The 14,618-nt window shown below is 57.1% G+C and carries 14 protein-coding genes; 11 read left to right on the plus strand and 3 right to left on the minus strand.

The features are described 5' to 3' along the window. Together ACR0D9_RS03165 and ACR0D9_RS03170 are read right to left on the minus strand one after the other, a co-directional pair. Window positions 1–1,293, minus strand: coding sequence for an O-acetylhomoserine aminocarboxypropyltransferase/cysteine synthase family protein (locus tag ACR0D9_RS03165; RefSeq protein WP_480516682.1), 1,293 nt, complete (start codon window positions 1,291–1,293; stop codon window positions 1–3). Window positions 1,294–1,365: 72 nt separating this feature from the next. After that, a complete protein-coding gene (locus ACR0D9_RS03170; protein ID WP_480537640.1) occupies window positions 1,366–2,361 on the minus strand; it encodes a hypothetical protein in 996 nt (331 codons plus the stop codon). Between the two features lie 143 nt (window positions 2,362–2,504). Here ACR0D9_RS03170 and ACR0D9_RS03175 point away from each other — a divergent pair, with 143 nt between their 5' ends. The 4 genes from ACR0D9_RS03175 (at window position 2,505) to preA (ending at window position 6,837) form a co-directional block, all read left to right on the plus strand. Then, complete coding sequence (locus tag ACR0D9_RS03175) at window positions 2,505–3,137, plus strand: cupin domain-containing protein (protein ID WP_480537642.1); 633 nt, start codon at window positions 2,505–2,507, stop codon at window positions 3,135–3,137. A 159-nt stretch (window positions 3,138–3,296) separates the two neighbouring features. Beyond that, complete coding sequence (locus ACR0D9_RS03180; RefSeq protein ID WP_480537644.1) at window positions 3,297–4,631, plus strand: NAD(P)-dependent oxidoreductase; 1,335 nt, start codon at window positions 3,297–3,299, stop codon at window positions 4,629–4,631. 46 nt (window positions 4,632–4,677) lie between these two features. Further along, on the plus strand, window positions 4,678–5,514 hold the full coding sequence (locus tag ACR0D9_RS03185) for a class I SAM-dependent methyltransferase (RefSeq protein ID WP_480537646.1): 837 nt from the start codon (window positions 4,678–4,680) through the stop codon (window positions 5,512–5,514). A gap of 18 nt (window positions 5,515–5,532) precedes the next feature. Next, on the plus strand, window positions 5,533–6,837 hold the full coding sequence (gene preA, locus ACR0D9_RS03190) for an NAD-dependent dihydropyrimidine dehydrogenase subunit PreA (protein ID WP_480485924.1): 1,305 nt from the start codon (window positions 5,533–5,535) through the stop codon (window positions 6,835–6,837). Between the two features lie 47 nt (window positions 6,838–6,884). Here preA and ACR0D9_RS03195 read toward each other — a convergent pair whose 3' ends face one another. Next, complete coding sequence (locus ACR0D9_RS03195) at window positions 6,885–7,493, minus strand: TetR family transcriptional regulator C-terminal domain-containing protein (protein ID WP_480537648.1); 609 nt, start codon at window positions 7,491–7,493, stop codon at window positions 6,885–6,887. A gap of 172 nt (window positions 7,494–7,665) precedes the next feature. On the opposite strand from ACR0D9_RS03195, the gene ACR0D9_RS03200 reads away from it, so the two are divergent. The 7 genes from ACR0D9_RS03200 to ACR0D9_RS03230 all read left to right on the plus strand — a co-directional run bounded on the left by ACR0D9_RS03200 (window position 7,666) and on the right by ACR0D9_RS03230 (window position 14,554). After that, window positions 7,666–8,916 (plus strand): Zn-dependent hydrolase, encoded by a 1,251-nt coding sequence (locus tag ACR0D9_RS03200; RefSeq protein WP_480537650.1) that lies wholly within the window; start codon window positions 7,666–7,668, stop codon window positions 8,914–8,916. Between the two features lie 91 nt (window positions 8,917–9,007). After that, a complete protein-coding gene (gene hydA, locus ACR0D9_RS03205; RefSeq protein WP_480481340.1) occupies window positions 9,008–10,462 on the plus strand; it encodes a dihydropyrimidinase in 1,455 nt (484 codons plus the stop codon). A 54-nt stretch (window positions 10,463–10,516) separates the two neighbouring features. Next, the gene (locus tag ACR0D9_RS03210) at window positions 10,517–11,314 is read left to right on the plus strand and encodes an ABC transporter ATP-binding protein (protein WP_209595940.1); all 798 of its coding nucleotides are present in this window, start codon (window positions 10,517–10,519) and stop codon (window positions 11,312–11,314) included. Further along, a complete protein-coding gene (locus ACR0D9_RS03215) occupies window positions 11,304–11,747 on the plus strand; it encodes a GNAT family N-acetyltransferase (RefSeq protein ID WP_480537652.1) in 444 nt (147 codons plus the stop codon). Before ACR0D9_RS03210 ends, ACR0D9_RS03215 begins: the two co-directional genes overlap by 11 nt. After that, window positions 11,744–12,661, plus strand: coding sequence for an ABC transporter permease (locus ACR0D9_RS03220; RefSeq protein ID WP_480537654.1), 918 nt, complete (start codon window positions 11,744–11,746; stop codon window positions 12,659–12,661). Before ACR0D9_RS03215 ends, ACR0D9_RS03220 begins: the two co-directional genes overlap by 4 nt. Beyond that, window positions 12,658–13,503 carry an ABC transporter permease gene (locus ACR0D9_RS03225; RefSeq protein ID WP_480485914.1) on the plus strand — a complete coding sequence of 282 codons (846 nt, stop codon included), beginning with the start codon at window positions 12,658–12,660 and terminating at the stop codon, window positions 13,501–13,503. The genes ACR0D9_RS03220 and ACR0D9_RS03225 overlap by 4 nt, the downstream gene beginning before the upstream one ends. 61 nt (window positions 13,504–13,564) lie before the next feature. Further along, window positions 13,565–14,554, plus strand: a complete 990-nt coding sequence (locus ACR0D9_RS03230) for an ABC transporter substrate-binding protein (RefSeq protein ID WP_480476654.1) — start codon at window positions 13,565–13,567, stop codon at window positions 14,552–14,554. The last annotated feature ends 64 nt before the right edge of the window (window positions 14,555–14,618 follow it).

A 14,618-nucleotide genomic window follows, 5' to 3' on the forward strand; every position in this document is an offset into this window, starting at 1 on the left:
TCAGGCGGTTGCTTTGGCCAGGGCCTGATCAAGGTCGGCAATCAGATCGTTCACGTCTTCGATACCGATGGATACGCGCACCACGCCCGGACCTGCGCCCGCGGCTTCCTGCTGTTCCGGGGTCAATTGACGGTGTGTGGTCGATGCCGAATGAATGATCAGCGAGCGCGCGTCGCCCAGATTGGCTACGTGGCTGAAAATCTCCAGCGCGTTGACCAGTTTGATACAGGCGTCATAGCCACCTTTCACGGCGAATGTGAACAGGGCGCCGGCACCGCGTGGATACTGAGCTTTGACCCGATCCTGATAGGGCGATGACGGCAATCCAGCATAGGTGACGTAGTCCACCCGGTCATCCGCTTCCAACCACGCTGCGATTTTCTGGGCGTTCTCCACGTGGCGCTCCATCCGCAGCGACAGGGTTTCGATCCCCATCAGCGTGTAGTGGGCCGCCTGCGGGTTCATGGTCATGCCCAGATCGCGCAGACCGATGGCGATGCCGTGGAAGGTAAAGGCCAAAGGTCCGAACGTTTCGTGGAACTTCAGTCCATGATAGGCTGGTTCGGGTTGGCTGAGCGAGGGGAACTTGTCATTTGCCGACCAGTCGAACTTGCCCGAATCCACGATGCAACCGCCGGTGACCGTACCATTGCCAGTCAGGTACTTGGTGGTCGAATGCACGACCAGGGTCGCTCCGTGTTCGATCGGGCGGCACAGATATGGTGTTGCCGAGGTGTTATCGACAATCAGCGGAATGCCCGCCGCATCGGCCACATCTGCCAGTGCACGGATGTCCGTCACATAGCCGCCGGGATTAGCGATGGACTCGCAGAAAATCGCACGGGTATTTTCATCGATTGCGCCCTTCACCGCGTCCAGATCATCGGTGTCGACAAACTTGGCAGACCACCCAAAGCGTTTGATTGTCTGGCTGAACTGGGTGACCGTGCCGCCGTACAAACGGGTTGAGGCGACCACATTGCAACCCGGACCCATCAGCGGGAACAGCGCCATGATCTGGGCCGCGTGCCCGGACGAGCAGCAAACGGCACCAACGCCGCCTTCAAGAGTCGCCACGCGTTCCTGTAGAACGGCGACGGTTGGGTTGGTCAGGCGGGAATAGATAAAGCCCACCTCTTGCAGGTTGAACAGGGCCGCTGCGTGGTCTGCATCGCGAAACACATAGGCTGTGGTTTGATAAATGGGTGTCTGGCGCGCTCCGGTCGCCGGGTCGGGGCGGGCGCCCGCGTGAATTTGCAACGTGTCGAAACCGTAGGTGGGGCCGTCAGACATCTTGAAAATCTCCTGTTGGAATTTGTCTTGCGAAATCTGTAGGCCATTGCCCGCCTGCGCACAACGATCCTGTCAGCGCAGCCAGAGGCCCTTGCTTTTGATCGTGTTGCGGATGGCCTGTTCACGTCGTGGCAGTTGATCCCGGTCAAACAGGGCGCGGACTTTTGCGCCTTTCCCCTGCAGAACCATCTTTTTCAGTGGCTCGTATTGCTTGAGAACCTTCTTGACCTTGTTTGGAGCGACGACGGTCTCCAAAACGTCAATCACTTGGTCGCTTTCACGGGCGTAAAGCAAGGGAAACAGGCGATAGTGGCAACTGACGGACCCGTCCAGCAAACCTGAGGGTAAAACATCACGACCGCCGCCGAACGAGTGAATGACAAGGGGTAGGGCGGCCTGATCCAGCCAGGGGTCCAGGCTTTGGCCAGTCAGTTCCGGAATGTTTTCGTCGCGGATTGTTCTAGCGTAGTCCAGAAAACGCTCTCCAAATTTCCGGGGGCATTTGTAGAAGAAATAGCCTGCATTGAAATATAGGTACCGCCGCCAGTGGTCATGGGGTTGATCGGTGTCCAGCGAGCTTTCGAAATCCAACCCGAACCGGGCGTAAAGCGCGCGCCAGATACCGTCAAAACCGGGGCCATACAGCGTTGGTTTGGGCCATGTCCCTTCAACCTTCAGTGATGCGCTGGGGCGGTCGAAGTCAAAAGGTACAGATGTGATCTCGCCAGTGATCAGCGTGTCGGTGTCAAAGAACACAAAGGGCTCATCTTCCGGCAGAGCCATCAGCGCTTCGATCTTGTTGCCGTACGGATAGCTTTCACCGAATACATGCGAGTCGAAGGGCAGAATTTCAGCATCCAGTTGTTTCAGGGCTTTCAGAACATCTTCGTCCTGAATGCGGGGGTCCTGTTTCCAGCGGGGCCCAGGATTGGGCGTGGCGACAAACAGTTTGCCCCCGAATTGCGGTGAAGAATGGCGCAGTGAAGCCGCAAACAACAGGGCTTCGTGTTGCAGGCGGTTGTTTTGACCGACGACCGCGATGTTGAATGTCTGTGACGTTGCCTGCATCTATGCCCGTTCCCGACAGGTGTTTGACCATGCACCTTGAAGTTCGGATTACAGCAAGCGGCCCAAGGCGTCAAAAGCGGAAAATTTGAAATTTCATCACGCGATCCCATTTCTTTCAGGGGTCGTAGCAGAAAGGGTTACACATGCGGATCAATGCGGATTTCACAAAACGGGTCGCAGTTCATTTTGACAATAGCGAATGGGTCGCTTCCCCTGCGGCTGGCGTCGAGCGTAAAATGCTGGACCGGATTGGTGATGAGGTGGCCCGCGCAACAACCATTGTCCGCTTTGCGCCCGGCAGCGCCTTTTCCGCCCATACCCATGACGGCGGCGAAGAATATCTGGTGCTGGACGGTGTATTTCAGGACGAGACCGGAGATTTTCCCGTCGGCAGCTATGTTCGCAACCCTCCGACGTCCTCGCACACTCCGTCTGCTGTGGAGGGCGCGACCATTCTGGTCAAGCTGCACCAGTTCGACCCGCAAGACCGGACCGAGGTTCGCCGCTCGATAAATGGCGATTCTGACGTACAACTGTTCAAAGATGATCATGAGGACGTTTTTGTGCGGACATGGGCGGCTGGGGACGTGGTCGAACTGGACGCGCGCGAAGGCATGGAAGTGTTTGTCCTAAGCGGCAGCTTCGAAGAAGCTGGGGAAGAATTTTCGACATGGGACTGGTTGCGCTTGCCGCCCGGAACGCACTCGCGGGCGGTTGCAGGGCCTGACGGCGCTCGGGTTTGGACCAAGGCCCGCCATCTTGGCGAAATGGTCTGAAAGCTTCTCGGCCCTGAAATCACCCAAAATGCCAACAAACCCGGGTTTCGCGGCCCGGATTTTTGATTTTTTGATCATCTGACAAATTTTACCAATTGATAAAAAATTTATTTGTGGCAAGCTGAGGTCATAACAAACATATCTACAGGGAGTAGAGTGATGGCACAGGGCCAGATGGCACCCGGCATCGTCGCCGGGCGGCTTTCAAGCGATGAGCTGACCTCGAATTTCACCGATCTGTATCCGCCATTGGCCCCGCATGAGGCCGCAGTTGCAGCAGACCGTTGTTATTTCTGCTATGACGCGCCTTGCGTCACAGCGTGTCCGACAGACATCGATATTCCGCTATTCATCCGTCAGATTCAGGCCGGACAGCCGCAGGCAGCCGGGCGAACGATCTTTCAGCAGAATATTCTGGGCGGAATGTGCGCCCGTGTCTGTCCGACGGAAACACTGTGCGAAGAGGCCTGTGTTCGTGAGACGGCAGAAGGCAAGCCGGTCGAGATCGGACGGCTACAGCGCTTTGCGACGGATGATCTTATGTCTGCGGGCGCGCATCCGTTTGAACGTGCGGCATCAACCGGGAAGACTGTTGCTGTCGTGGGGGCAGGGCCTGCCGGTCTGGCCTGCGCGCATCGTCTTGCCATGCTGGGTCATGACGTGGTGATCCACGAAGGCAAGCCCAAACCGGGCGGTCTGAACGAATACGGGATTGCCGCCTATAAATCGACCAACAATTTTGCGCAGGCCGAGGTCGACTGGCTGTTGAAAATCGGTGGTATCACGGTTGAAACCGGGTCGGTTCTGGGTGAAGGCATCTCGCTGGATGGTCTGGTCGAAAACTACGACGCGGTGTTCCTGTCCATCGGACTTGCCGGGGTGAATGCCCTGCGCGCGGATGGTGTTGACAAGGACGGCGTGCGGGATGCCGTCAATTTCATCTCGGACGTGCGGCAGGCTGGTGATCTTGCACAGCTTCCTGTCGGGCGGAACGTCGTCGTTATTGGCGGTGGCATGACTGCCGTGGACGCAGCGGTAAAGTCCAAATTGTTAGGTGCCGAGAATGTCACCATTGCCTATCGCCGGGGCCGCGACGCCATGGGTGCCAGCCGGTACGAGCAGGATCTGGCAGCCTCGCACGGGGTTCAGATCTTGACCAACGTGCAGCCGGTGGCGGTACACGGCAATGGGACTGCCGCCGAGATTGAGCTGGAATATACCTCAAGCCAGAACGGCCAACTCACCGGAACCGGTGAAACGGTCCGGCTGCGGGCAGACCAGATTCTCAAGGCCATCGGTCAGACGCTGGAAGGTGCGCCGGAAGGGCTGAAGCTGGACGGCAACAAGATCGCTGTCAGCGGTGCGGGACGCACTTCTGTGGCCGGTGTCTGGGCAGGCGGAGATTGCGCGGCGGGGGGCGAAGACCTGACCGTTACGGCTGTTGCCGAAGGCCGGGATGCAGCGATGGACATCCACGCGACGCTGGTTTCGTGATAGGATGGGGTATTCACCCCATTCCTTTCGCTGCTGAGGTATTCCTATGTCCCAGATCGAACAAGCCGTAGCGCAACACTACACCACCGGAGCACTGACCGACCGCGTCCGCGCGGCGCTTGAGGCCAGCGGTATCGATCCGGATGCGGCCACGGTCGCAGACCTGAAAGCAGGGGACGAGTTCCATACGGGCGGCGTTCTGGCGACCAACAACCTGTTTGCGCAGTTGTCGCCGACCCATGCGACGCGCGTTCTGGATGTCGGATGCGGTATCGGCGGAACCTCTCGCTATGTTGTGGATCGCTATGACTCGACGGTAACGGGCGTCGATCTGACACCGGAATTCGTTGAAACCGCCAGGGTGCTCAGCGATATGGTCGGGCATTCCTCGAAAACCAGCTTTCATGTGGGCAGTGCCTTGGAGATGCCGGTGCCGGATGCTGGGTTCGATCTGGCTGTCATGATGCATGTGGGCATGAACATTATGGACAAGGCCGAGCTGTTCGCCGAAGTGTCGCGGGCGCTAGCCAAGGGCGGTACTTTTGCCCTGTTCGATGTGATGGCCGGAGACGTGGACGAGCCGCTGGCTTTCCCTCTGCCGTGGTCCACTGTTGCCGAAACCTCGTTCGTGGATGCGCCGGATGTTTACAAGTCTGCGGCAAGCGCCGCGGGTCTTGAACTGGTGACAGAAACGGATCGCACCGAATTCGCGATACAGTTCTTCGAGGACGTCTTTGCAAAGATTGCCGAATCCGGCCCGGCACCGCTGGGCATTCATCTGATGATGGGCGAGACGGCACCCGAAAAGTTCCAGAACTATGTCAAAAACCTCAAGGCCGGGCGCATACGTCCGACCGAAATGATATTCAAAAAATCCGGCTGAGCCGGGAAGGGAGAAGCCATGGCCGATCTGACGACTAACTTTCTGGGCATTTCCAGCCCCAACCCTTACTGGCTGGCCTCTGCGCCGCCGACGGACAAGGAATACAATGTTCGTCGTGCGTTTGAGGCCGGTTGGGGCGGTGTTGTGTGGAAGACACTGGGGTCCGAGGGACCGCCGGTCGTAAATGTGAACGGCCCGCGGTATGGCGCGATCTACGGTGCCGACCGCCGTTTGCTGGGACTGAACAATATCGAACTGATCACCGACCGCCCGCTTGAGGTGAACCTCGAGGAAATGGCGCGGGTCAAGTCCGACTATCCGGATCGCGCCCTGATCGCTTCGATCATGGTGCCCTGCGAAGAAGAGGCCTGGAAAGCCATTCTGCCGCGCGTGGCTGAAACCGGCGCGGACGGAATCGAACTGAACTTCGGTTGCCCGCACGGGATGAGCGAGCGCGGTATGGGGTCCGCCGTAGGGCAGGTTCCGGAATATATCGAAATGGTCACCCGTTGGTGCAAGCAATACTATGACCGTCCGGTCATCGTGAAACTGACACCGAATATCACCGATATCCGGAAACCTGCGGCGGCGGCCAGAAATGGTGGCGCGGATGCGGTGTCGCTTATCAACACGATCAATTCGATCACCAGCGTAAATCTGGACACGTTCAGCCCGGAACCCTCGATTGATGGCAAGGGCAGCCACGGAGGATATTGCGGCCCTGCCGTGAAGCCGATCGCCCTGTCGATGGTGTCCGAAATCGCTCGGGCCGAGGCGACGCATGGCATGCCAATCTCGGGCATCGGGGGTGTCACCACATGGCGTGATGCGGCCGAGTTTATCTCTCTGGGATGTGGCACGGTGCAGGTCTGTACCGCTGCGATGACCTATGGGTTCAAGATCATTGATGAATTGACTGCAGGTCTGTCGGAATGGATGGATGAAAAGGGGTATACCAGCATTGATGAGGTGATCGGACGCGCGGTGCCCAATGTCACCGATTGGCAATACCTGAACCTGAACTACATCGCCAAAGCCAAGATTGATCAGGACCAGTGCATCAAATGCGGCCGATGCTATGCCGCCTGTGAAGATACCAGCCATCAGGCGATTTCAATGTCGGATGAGCGTGTGTTCGAGGTGATGGATGACGAATGCGTCGCCTGTAACCTCTGCGTTGATGTCTGCCCGGTGGAAGGCTGTATTTCGATGGTGCCGATGGCGGCAGGTGAAATCGATCCGCGCACCGGGAAAGAGGTTCAGCCGACCTACGCGAACTGGACCACGCACCCGAACAATCCGATGGCCAAAGCAGCGGAATGATCGAGACAGGGAATATCCCCGAGGGGCCGCTGACGCGGCCCCTGCATTCATGGCGTCAGGAGCTTTCGGTACAACGTCTCTACAAAGGGTTCCGCACCTTCAAACGGGTTTTCGTCACCCAGAATAGCCCGCACCTGAACGTCGAAATCGGCATAATGCTGTGTCAGCGCCCAGATCGAAAACATCAAATGATAAGGGTGCAACCGCGCGATTTTGCCTTGATCCATCCAATTGGTGAGAATGGTGACCTTTTCGTCAACCAGTTGTTTGAGATCATGGGACAAAGCGTCGTGAATGCGGGGCGCGCCTTGCACAAGCTCATTGGCAAAAAGGCGGCTTTCCCGTGGTAGCACCTGACTCATTTGCAGTTTCCGGCGAATATAGGCCAGCATTTCCTCCATCGGATCACCGGTCTCATCCAGATCGTGCAGGGGCGCCAGCCAGGTTTCCAGCAAGCCCGAAAGCAATTCGGTGTGGATCGCCTCTTTCGACGCGAAATAGTAGAGGAGATTGGGTTTGCTCAACCCCGCCTCGGCAGCAATCTGATCGACGGTTGCCCCACGAAACCCGTGTGCAGAAAACACATTCAGGGCAGCCTCGAGAATCGCGGCTCGGTTCTTCTTCTGGATTCGAGTCGGTGCGCGGTCATTCGGCATGATTTCAGTGTGTCTCTTTTTTCGTCGGATAGGCGCGGATTACACTGAAATATCAGGCTTTGCCGCGCAATTTCTTGACTGATACCGAACCCGTGATAGCGTGAGTTTGACCAGTTGGTCAAATCAAGACACCAATAGCGAGCAAAATCGCAAGCAAACAGGGAATAAGACAATGGCAGCTCCGGCGCAGAATCTCAGGATCAATGGCGACAGGTTGTGGGACAGCCTGATGGAGATGGCCAAGATCGGACCCGGTGTCGCGGGGGGGAATAACCGGCAAACTCTGACTGACGAGGACGCCGAAGGCCGCGCCTTGTTCCAGAAATGGTGTGAAGAGGCTGGATGCACCATGGGGCTGGACCAGATGGGCAACATGTTTGCGCATCGTGAGGGCACCGACCCGGACGCTTTGCCGGTCTATGTGGGATCGCATCTGGATACGCAACCGACTGGCGGAAAATATGACGGCGTTCTGGGCGTTCTGGGCGGGCTGGAAATCATCCGCACGCTCAATGACCTCGGGATCAAGACAAAACATCCCATCGTGGCAACCAACTGGACCAACGAGGAAGGGACGCGATATGCGCCTGCCATGCTGTCGTCTGGCGTCTTTGCGGGAATGCACACGCAGGACTGGGCGTATGACCGTGAAGATGCCGAGGGTAAGAAATTCGGGGATGAACTGAACCGGATCGGTTGGCGCGGCGAAGAAGAAGTTGGCGCGCGCAAGATGCGCGCTTTCTTTGAGTTGCACATCGAACAGGGCCCGATCCTTGAAGCCGAGGGCAAGGATATCGGCGTCGTCACCCACGGGCAGGGTCTGAGCTGGACACAGGTCACGGTGACCGGCAAGGATGCCCATACCGGTTCAACCCCGATGCCGATGCGCAAGAATGCCGGGCTTGCGATGGCGCGCATTCTTGAGAAAGTGGACGAAATCGCCTGGTCTCATGCACCGCATGCGGTGGGTGCCGCGGGGCATATCGACGTATTCCCGAATTCTCGCAACGTAATCCCCGGAAAAGTCGTTTTCACAGTCGATTTCCGCTCGCCCGAGCTGGAGGTGATCACCGACATGGAAAATCGCCTGCGGGTGGCGGCGGAAGATATTGTCGAAGAAATGGGCCTGCAGATCGAATTCGAGAAAGTCGGCGGTTTCGATCCGGTGAAGTTCGACGACGATTGCGTGTCTGCCGTGCGCGATGCGGCTGAAAGGCTGGGCTATTCGCATACCAACATCATCTCGGGCGCGGGGCATGATGCCTGCTGGATCAACCGTGTGGCCCCGACCGCCATGGTCATGTGCCCCTGTGTCGACGGGCTGAGCCATAATGAGGCTGAAGAGATCAGCAAGGATTGGGCGGCAGCCGGGGCAGATGTCCTGCTGCATGCCGTGGTCGAGACTGCCGAAATCGTGGAATAGGGGGCGCTGCCCCCGTCGCCCAAGGGCGACTCCCCCGGGATATTTTTGGCCAGATGAAGCAAGCGGCGCAGACCGCATCAGGGAGTTCAAAATGAGTACTGTTATAAAAAACGGAACCGTTGTCACCGCGGATTTGTCATACAAGGCGGATGTATTGGTCGAAGGCGGCGTCATCACCGGGATCGGGATGGGTCTGAAAGGTGATAACGAGCTGGACGCGACCGGCTGTTATGTGATGCCCGGTGGGATTGATCCGCATACCCATCTGGAAATGCCGTTCATGGGCACCTATTCCAGCGATGATTTCGAAAGCGGTACGCGGGCGGCCCTGGCGGGGGGCACGACTATGGTTGTTGACTTCGCACTGCCCAATCCGGGTGAAAGCCTGTTGGATGCCCTGAAGCGTTGGGACAACAAATCGACACGGGCGAATTGCGACTACTCGTTCCACATGGCGGTGACATGGTGGGGGGAACAGGTATTTGACGACCTCAAGACCGTGATCGAGACGCGCGGCATCAACACGTTCAAGCATTTCATGGCCTATAAAGGCGCGTTGATGGTGAATGACGATGAGCTTTATGCTTCGTTCAGGCGTTTGGCCGAACTGGGCGGCATCGCAATGGTGCATGCCGAGAACGGAGACGTCGTTGCCGAACTGAGTGCCAAGCTTCTGGCCGAGGGGAACTCTGGCCCGGAAGCGCACGCTTATTCCCGACCGCCGCAAGTAGAGGGTGAGGCCACAAACCGGGCCATTATGATCGCAGATATGGCGGGCGTGCCGCTGTATGTTGTTCATACATCCTGCGAAGAATCTCATGAAGCCATTCGTCGGGCCCGAATGCAGGGCAAGAGAGTGTGGGGCGAACCGTTGATTCAGCATCTGACTCTGGATGAAAGCGAATATTTCAATCAGGATTGGGACCACGCCGCGCGGCGGGTCATGAGCCCCCCGTTCCGCAATAAGCAGCATCAGGACAGCTTGTGGAATGGCCTGCAATCAGGATCGCTGAGTGTTGTGGCAACCGACCATTGCGCCTTTACGACCGAACAGAAACGCTTTGGAGTTGGGGATTTCACCAAGATCCCGAACGGGACCGGCGGTCTGGAAGATCGGATGCCGATGCTGTGGACGCATGGTGTGAATACCGGACGCCTGACGCCCAATGAATTTGTTGCGGTGACTTCAACAAACATCGCCAAGATACTGAATTGCTATCCGAAAAAAGGCGCGATCCTTGTTGGAGCGGATGCAGATATCGTCGTGTGGGATCCTGAAAAAACGAAAACGATCAGAGCCAGTACGCAGCAATCTTCGATTGACTATAACGTGTTTGAGGGCAAAGAGGTCAAAGGCCTGCCGCGCTTTACGCTGACCCGCGGACAGGTTGCGGTACATGATGGTGAAATCCGCACGCAGGAAGGCCATGGCGAGTTCGTTGCGCGCGAGGCAAATACGACCGTCAACAAGGCTTTGAGCGCGTGGAAAGAACTAACCGCCCCTCGGCCAGTTGAGCGGACAGGTATCCCGGCGACGGGGGTTTGATCCGTTGGGCCGCTGTCTGGGCGGCCCCGGCACCACTCTTTTCAAGGCAGTAGAATGACCACTGAAAGCACGACCCAGCACGTCATCGAAGCAAGGCAGCTTGACCTCACCTTTCAAACCAATGACGGGCCTGTTCACGCGTTGAAAGACGTGAACCTGACGATCGACAAGGGTGAATTTGTTAGTTTCATTGGCCCCTCGGGCTGTGGGAAAACCACTTTCCTGCGCTGTATTGCGGCCTTGGAGACACCGACCGGCGGGTCGCTGACTGTCAACGGAATGACAGCGGACGAAGCACGGCGGAACAGGGCCTATGGGTATGTCTTTCAGGCAGCGGGCCTTTATCCCTGGCGCACCATAGCAAAGAACATCAAGTTGCCGCTTGAGATCATGGGCTATTCCGCATCCGAGCAGGAGGAAAGGGTGAGAAAAGTCCTGGAACTGGTTGATCTTGAAGGATTTGGAGGAAAGTTTCCCTGGCAGTTATCCGGTGGGATGCAGCAGCGCGCCAGCATCGCCCGGGCTTTGGCCTTTGATGCTGATATCTTGTTGATGGATGAGCCGTTCGGCGCTTTGGATGAGATTGTGCGAGACCACTTGAACGAGCAGCTTCTGGCGCTTTGGGCCAGAACAGAAAAGACCATCGGCTTCGTGACGCATTCGATTCCCGAAGCCGTATATCTGAGCACCAAAATTGTCGTGATGAGCCCGCGGCCGGGGCGGATTACGGATGTGATCGACAGCCCGCTGCCAAAGGAACGGCCGTTGGACATTCGTGACACTCCGGAATTCATCGAAGTGGCCCATCGTGTTCGCGACGGGTTGCGGGCGGGGCATTCTTATGACGACTGATCCGGGGGCAGAAACCATCAGACGGGCCGTGGTAAGTGACGTGCCGGCTTGTGCTCGTGTGATTTGCAACTGGGCCTGGCAGACGGACTGGATGCCTGATGAATTGCCGGTGGAGGAATTGTCGATCCTGATCCATGAAGCGTTCGACAGTCGCGAGATCTGGGTCGCGGGTGATCCGGTTGATTGCTACATGTCCATAGATCCGGCGCAGTGTAAAATCGGTGCGTTGTATTGCAGCCGGACGGGGCAGGGAATTGGCAAGCGTTTCGTTGCCAAGGCGAAGCAGGGTCGGACCCATCTTTGGCTGACAACACACAAACCCAATCAGGCGGCGCAGAGGTTTTACCGCCGTGAAGGGTTCGAGGTAACTGCCGAAGAACCACCCGTACCGCCGAATACAGTGCCCGTCTATCGAATGGAGTGGCACGCATGAAGCAGATCATTGCCGTTTTCACCGTCGTCGCCGTGATCGTTCTGTTTTGGTATGTCGCTTGCGTTCCGATGAACATCAAAGGGGTTTTGACCGAGCTTGAACGTGGCGGTGCCGAGGTTCAGCCACCCACCGCAAGTGCGCGCCGGGATCTGGGAGAGTTCGGTCTGGTTCTGAATAATTCGTTCGCGATTCCAGCAACTTGGGAGCAAGGCAAGCCCCGTTTGCCATCACCTCATCAGGTGGCGATTGAACTGTGGGATACAACTGTTCTGAAGAAAATCAACTCGAAGAGATCGCTGATCTTTCATGGGTGGGTGACACTCAGCGCTACGATGCTGGGCTTTGTCATCGGGACCGGGCTGGGTGTCCTGTTGGCCGTTGGGATCGTGCATAGCCGCGTGATGGATTTGTCGGTCATGCCATGGGCTATCGTTAGCCAGACGATCCCGATTATCGCTTTGGCACCGATGATTATCGTGGTTCTTTACTCGGTCGGGGTTCAGGGGATCATTCCCAAGGCGATCATCTCAGCGTATCTGAGTTTTTTCCCGGTGGTCGTCGGCATGGTGAAAGGGTTGCGCAGCCCTGACGCAATGCAACTTGACCTGTTGCGGACTTATAATGCCAGCCAATCGCAGGGGTTTTGGAAACTGCGCCTGCCGGCGTCGATGCCATACCTGTTCACCTCGTTGAAGATCGGTATTGCGGCGTCGTTGGTCGGCGCAATCGTGGGTGAGCTGCCGACAGGCGCTGTCGCAGGATTGGGTGCTCGGTTGCTGGCAGGCAGTTACTATGGTCAAACCGTGCAGATATGGTCAGCGCTGTTTGCTGCGGCCATTCTGGCCGCCTGCCTGGTCGGTTTGTTGGGATTGATTGAACGGTTGGTTCTGAAGCGGATGGGGATGGCGCAATGATGTTGGTTGTCTTTGCTTTGCTGCTGTGGGCTTTCGGCTGGTGGTTGAACAGCCGATTGGCCAGTGGCCCGCAAGCCGACAGCCAGATGGTGCGCTTTCTGGCACCGGTGATTTTTGGTCTGACCATTGTCGGAGCCTGGGAGCTGGTGGTCCGTGGGCTTGAAGTGCCGCTGGTCATTCTACCGGCACCGTCTGCCATAGCGGTGCGATTTGCAGGTAGCCTTGACATTCTTTGGGCCGACTTTGTTCAGACGATCCTGAAAGGAGCGCTCAGCGGATATGTCATCGGCTGTGGATCGGCCTTCCTTTTGGCGATTGCCGTCGATCGGTGGGATTTCCTGCGTTTGGGGCTATTGCCAGTGGGAAATTTCGTCGCGGCTTTGCCCATTGTGGGAACGGCACCCATTCTGGTCATGTGGTTCGGGTTTGATTGGCATTCCAAAGCGGCGGTGGTCGTTGTGATGGTGTTCTTTCCGATGCTGGTCAATACCGTGGCCGGTCTGCGCGAGGCCACCGCAATGCAGCGTGACTTGATGGAAACCTATGCTGCAAGCTATTGGCAGAGCTTTCTGAAGCTGCGGCTGCCTGCGGCGATGCCTTTCATTTTCAACGGGTTGAAGATTTCGACAACTTTGGCTTTGATTGGCGCCATCGTGGCGGAATTCTTCGGATCGCCAACGCTCGGTATGGGATTTCGGATTTCCACCAGCGTCGGTCAATTGTCGTTGGACATGGTCTGGGCCGAAATCGTTGTTGCCGCTATCGCGGGTACGGCCTTTTATGGCCTGGTGGCGGGAATCGAAAAAGTGGTGACGTTCTGGCACCCCTCACAACGCGGATAAGACGAAGAAAATCAACAGACCCTGAAAATCGGGGCGCAACAAGCAACTAGGAGAAATGAAGATGAACAAGCTATTCAGCGGGGCGGTTGCCGCCTTTGGTCTGGCAGCCAGTACGGCGCTGGCGGCGGATGAAGTGACACTGCAACTGAAATGGGTCACGCAAGCACAATTCGCGGGCTACTACGTTGCCAAGGACAAGGGCTTTTACGAGGAAGAAGGGCTGGACGTTACCATTCTGCCCGGTGGGCCTGACATCGCTCCGACACAGGTGATTGCGGGCGGCGGTGCTGATGTGACCGTTGAATGGATGCCTGCCGCTCTGGCCGCACGTGAAAAAGGGTTGCCGTTGGTGAACATCGCCCAGCCGTTCAAAAGCTCGGGCATGATGCTGACCTGTTGGAAAGATGCCGGTATTTCGTCGCCTGAGGACCTGAAGAATCGCACGCTGGGTGTCTGGTTCTTTGGCAATGAATTTCCGTTCATGAGCTGGATGAGCCAGTTGGGCATCAGCACTGATGGGAAAGGCGACAACGGTGTGGAAGTTCTGAAACAGGGCTTCAACGTCGATCCGCTGCTGCAACGTCAGGCGGATTGTATCAGCACCATGACCTACAATGAATACTGGCAGGTCATCGATGCCGGTGTCAGCCCGGATGAACTGGTAACCTTCAAATACGAAGACCAGGGTGTCGCGACGCTGGAAGATGGTCTTTACGTTCTGGAAGAAAATCTCAGCGATGCGGCCTTCACCGACAAGATGCAGCGGTTTGTTCGAGCCTCGATGAAAGGTTGGAAATACGCCGAAGAGAACCCCGACGAAGCGGCGGATATCGTGCTGGAGAACGATGCAACGGGTGCGCAGACAGAAGAGCATCAGAAACGCATGATGGGTGAGATCGCCAAGTTGACCGCAGGTTCGAACGGCGCGCTGGACCCGGCGGATTTTGATCGCACCGTTGGTACCCTGCTGGCCGGAGGTTCTGACCCGGTGATCACCAAGACACCTGAAGGGGCCTGGACGCACCAGATTACGGACGCTGCTCTGAACTGACGCTAACCGTTAGTTTGAAGGTCAAAAGCGCGGTCCCAATCGGGGCCGCGTTTCGCATTCGGGA

The sequence above is a fragment of the Ruegeria sp. AK11 genome (assembly GCF_056541095.1).

Bases quoted from the DNA above. Each gene is read 5' to 3' on its own strand.
- ACR0D9_RS03165 (WP_480516682.1), bottom strand. From the start codon at position 1,293: ATGTCTGACGGCCCCACCTACGGTTTCGACACGTTGCAAATTCACGCG.
- ACR0D9_RS03170 (WP_480537640.1), bottom strand. From the start codon at position 2,361: ATGCAGGCAACGTCACAGACATTCAACATCGCGGTCGTCGGTCAAAAC.
- ACR0D9_RS03175 (WP_480537642.1), top strand. From the start codon at position 2,505: ATGCGGATCAATGCGGATTTCACAAAACGGGTCGCAGTTCATTTTGAC.
- ACR0D9_RS03180 (WP_480537644.1), top strand. From the start codon at position 3,297: ATGGCACAGGGCCAGATGGCACCCGGCATCGTCGCCGGGCGGCTTTCA.
- ACR0D9_RS03185 (WP_480537646.1), top strand. From the start codon at position 4,678: ATGTCCCAGATCGAACAAGCCGTAGCGCAACACTACACCACCGGAGCA.
- preA (WP_480485924.1), top strand. From the start codon at position 5,533: ATGGCCGATCTGACGACTAACTTTCTGGGCATTTCCAGCCCCAACCCT.
- ACR0D9_RS03195 (WP_480537648.1), bottom strand. From the start codon at position 7,493: ATGCCGAATGACCGCGCACCGACTCGAATCCAGAAGAAGAACCGAGCC.
- ACR0D9_RS03200 (WP_480537650.1), top strand. From the start codon at position 7,666: ATGGCAGCTCCGGCGCAGAATCTCAGGATCAATGGCGACAGGTTGTGG.
- hydA (WP_480481340.1), top strand. From the start codon at position 9,008: ATGAGTACTGTTATAAAAAACGGAACCGTTGTCACCGCGGATTTGTCA.
- ACR0D9_RS03210 (WP_209595940.1), top strand. From the start codon at position 10,517: ATGACCACTGAAAGCACGACCCAGCACGTCATCGAAGCAAGGCAGCTT.
- ACR0D9_RS03215 (WP_480537652.1), top strand. From the start codon at position 11,304: ATGACGACTGATCCGGGGGCAGAAACCATCAGACGGGCCGTGGTAAGT.
- ACR0D9_RS03220 (WP_480537654.1), top strand. From the start codon at position 11,744: ATGAAGCAGATCATTGCCGTTTTCACCGTCGTCGCCGTGATCGTTCTG.
- ACR0D9_RS03225 (WP_480485914.1), top strand. From the start codon at position 12,658: ATGATGTTGGTTGTCTTTGCTTTGCTGCTGTGGGCTTTCGGCTGGTGG.
- ACR0D9_RS03230 (WP_480476654.1), top strand. From the start codon at position 13,565: ATGAACAAGCTATTCAGCGGGGCGGTTGCCGCCTTTGGTCTGGCAGCC.